3 protein-coding genes are annotated in these 2,529 nt (G+C 32.5%); 1 reads left to right on the top strand and 2 read right to left on the bottom strand.

What is annotated here, in order from left to right; genetic code table 11:
- Window positions 1-61: 61 nt before the first annotated feature.
- A complete protein-coding gene (locus QZQ55_RS10815; protein WP_295093229.1) occupies window positions 62-373 on the bottom strand; it encodes a helix-turn-helix domain-containing protein in 312 nt (103 codons plus the stop codon).
- A gap of 230 nt (window positions 374-603) precedes the next feature.
- On the opposite strand from QZQ55_RS10815, the gene QZQ55_RS10810 reads away from it, so the two are divergent.
- Window positions 604-1,227, top strand: coding sequence for a LytTR family DNA-binding domain-containing protein (locus QZQ55_RS10810; RefSeq protein ID WP_295093227.1), 624 nt, complete (start codon window positions 604-606; stop codon window positions 1,225-1,227).
- Here the strand turns inward: QZQ55_RS10810 and QZQ55_RS10805 are convergent.
- A complete protein-coding gene (locus tag QZQ55_RS10805) occupies window positions 1,224-2,426 on the bottom strand; it encodes a class I SAM-dependent rRNA methyltransferase (RefSeq protein ID WP_295093225.1) in 1,203 nt (400 codons plus the stop codon). The two genes, QZQ55_RS10810 and QZQ55_RS10805, sit on opposite strands and share 4 nt — an antisense overlap.
- Window positions 2,427-2,529: the final 103 nt, after the last annotated feature.

The raw sequence follows: 2,529 nt of genomic DNA, 5'->3' as shown, positions 1-2,529 counted from the left end.
TGTGGTCGGTTTATCTCCGACTGAATTAGTGCCATGCCCGGCACACTATAAAAAACATCCACTAATCGTGGATGTTTTCATGATATGCATAATCTTCAATAAGATATTCCGAAAGCAACATGTAGATTTCTCTCATACAGTTCTTTGGTATACGAGATACATTCATAACCTTCATCTCTTTGCCATACAAAATATAATTCGCATCTGTACAATAGATTTCTATAAGTCTTGCAAGAATAGTTGTAGATGGTACACAGGCATCATTTTCATACTTTCCTATAGTTGTACGATCTATATCAATACGCCTTGCGACTTCTTCCTGAGAATATCCTATTTTATTTCTAGCTTCTCTTAATCTTTCTCCCATTGACATATCTATTACCTCTATGCCTTAAGCATAGAAACAAAAACGAGCGTATGGCGCTCATGGGCGTAAAAATCTCATTTTCATAGCTTTCATGACAATATTTTTTGTTTCATGATATATGTTATGTCATATACTGCGTTATTCATGTATTGTGTTCACGGAAGCTATAACAGTGTGTTTACACGCTCAAGGACTCTTAGTAGTCCTTTTTTATTTTATCTAATAGGTGGGATATTATGATTATTTCTATTGTACATTCAAATTCTCATATAACAGAACATATAATCAATATACTTGATTATCATCTACATCATCCTTATACAATATCAAAAACTCTTATTCATGCAGATTTATATTTTACTGATACATTTGAAGATATACGAAGAATAAGAAATATAAATAGAGAAGCTTTTATCGTAATGATATTAAATCAGCCATTAGGTCCTGAAACAGTCATTTACCAGCCCTTCTACTATATATTTATAAGAACGATAGAAAAGGATATACCTTTCATATTAACCACATATCTTTCTTCGCTTGATTATTATTATTTTCAGTATGACTATAAGGATATCTCTATTCCTATCAATCATATTATCTACATAGAGACACATGAACATCTGAGCACAATATATACAATAGAAAAGAACTATCATCTCTATAAGCCTTTAAAAGATATTTTAGAAGAGATAGATTCTAAAAAGATTGTACAGATCAATAAGAACACATGTATCAATATGCGTCATATTACACAAATCAATAATCTTGATATATATGTAGATACAAGGTTATTTAAGCTTAGTTACAACTATAAAAAAAGCTTTTGTGAAGCATTAAAAAAGAAGTCCGAAGACTTCTAGATGATCTGGAAGATATAGAATTTTAAGTAAGATGTTTCTTCCATAGTCCAAAGAATTGGATGATCCGCATTCTGTTGAGTGACAGAGACCTGTTTTAGAGTCACTCCACATTCCTTTGCGGATTCTCTTAACATCTGTTCAAAGAGTGCTGTTTCCATAAAACGTGAACAGCTACATGTAATTAAATATCCACCCTGTCTTAATAGTTTCATGGCTTTCATATTAATATTCTTATAGCCATTATAAGCATGATTGACAGTTCTTCTTGATTTAGTGAATGCCGGTGGATCTAAGACAATAATATCATACTGTCCCTGATGACATTTATCTAAGTAATCAAAGACATCATCCTGTACAAAAGACATTCTCTCTTCTAGATGGTTCATCTTTGCATTCGCAAGACCTTGATCTAAAGCTGTCTGAGAAACATCTACAGCAGTGACATGTTTTGCACCTCCAATTGCTGCATTTAATGCGAAACCTCCTGTATGACTAAAACAGTCTAAGACTGTCTTACCTGCAGACATGTTTCTTAGTAATACTCTATTAGATTTCTGATCTAAGAAGTAACCAGTCTTCTGACCATTTTCTACATCTACATTAAGTTTCAAACCATTTTCATTAATAACTGTTGTAGTAGGTAATGTGCTTGGTTTCCAGAATCCTTTATAGAGTTCTAAACCTTCCTTCGCACGTACCTTGACATCATTTCTTTCATAGATGGCAGATACATTCTGACCATCTTCTTTTAATACTTCTAATAATAATTCATAAATCATATCCTTGATTAAATCTAAACCATAAGATGTAATCTGAGTGACAATGATTTCATTATAACGGTCTGCAGTTAAGCCTGGTAAGCTATCTGCTTCACCAAATACAAGACGACAATTCGTTAAATTATCTTTTTCTACTGTCTTTCTAAAATCATAGGCAAACTGAATTCTCTTTTTAAAGAAGTCTCTATCAATCACTTCATTTTGATCCTTTGTTAGAATGCGTACTGTAATATGACTTTCTTTAGAAAGAAAACCTGTACCTAAATAACGTCCTTGAGTCGTCATAATATCTACTAAAGAACCATTCTCAATAGAATCATCTAGACTTCCTAGATTATTCTTATACATCCACATCTGCCCTTTATCGAGCCATTTTTCTCCTTCAGGAGTAATAATAATACTTGGATAATTTCTTTTCATTTTATACACCTCGATAATAAGATAAAATACATAAGCGATAAAATCAACAAGAAAGTAGGCTAACCTATCACTAGGCTAGCCCCTTATCAAACCGTACGTGCAC

The sequence above is a fragment of the uncultured Catenibacterium sp. genome (assembly GCF_900540665.1).
GTDB lineage: Bacteria > Bacillota_I > Bacilli_A > Erysipelotrichales > Coprobacillaceae > Catenibacterium.
Note: the sequence above shows the minus strand (reverse complement) of the source record. Positions and strands in the feature narration are given on the sequence as shown.